The organism is Streptomyces sp. H27-H5 (genome assembly GCF_026627505.1).
GTDB lineage: Bacteria > Actinomycetota > Actinomycetes > Streptomycetales > Streptomycetaceae > Streptomyces.
The window spans coordinates 1-647 of sequence record NZ_JAPNLK010000362.1; the positions used below are offsets into that span (position 1 = coordinate 1).

Consider the following 647-nt stretch of genomic DNA (forward strand, 5'->3'; position numbering starts at 1 on the left):
TCCGGCCACGACCGCGGCGACATCGACACAACAAGCCCCTCCCCGGCCGGACCCTACCGACACAGGAACAACCTGCCCACCCGCTCCCACCAGCACCCTCAGCCACACGAATTAACCATCAGGGTCGCCAGCCGGCACAAACGCCGCGACGACAAGAAAGCCGCCGGGCGCCGCCTGCCCCCGCTCGACTCCGCCGCGATGCGCGCCTACCGGCGGCCGGTCACCCTCGCCGAACAAGAAGCCGCAGCGCAGGAGACCGCCGCGCAGCGCGCAGCGACCGAGCAATGGGACAACGAGGGCGGACACTGCCCCGACATGCCGACACGCCGCCCCAGCACGATCCGCACCACCGACACCCGACGCTCGACCACCAGCTCCGGCAGGGCCACGGAGCAGCCGGCCGACCAGGTCGACGCCGAGGCAACGGCCGTCGCCGAGCGGATCGCCGCGATCCACCGCGCCCACCACCAGCAGTTGGAACTATGGCCCCGCGAGCTCCCTGGCCCGGCCGCGTTCGCCGGCCCCGCCGGAACCCGAGACGGCACCTCCTACTCCAACGACCCCCGCCTCACCGCCGCCCGCAAGATCATCGCCAAGCACCCCGACGAAAGCGCCATCCAGCACACCCGACGCCTCAACGAACAGCA

Annotated in this window: 1 pseudogene; it reads left to right on the forward strand. The window is 71.7% G+C overall.

Annotation, left to right across the window (positions count from 1 at the left end):
* Nucleotides 1-647 (forward strand): annotated as a pseudogene (locus tag OTB19_RS43265) (hypothetical protein); the annotation flags it as partial.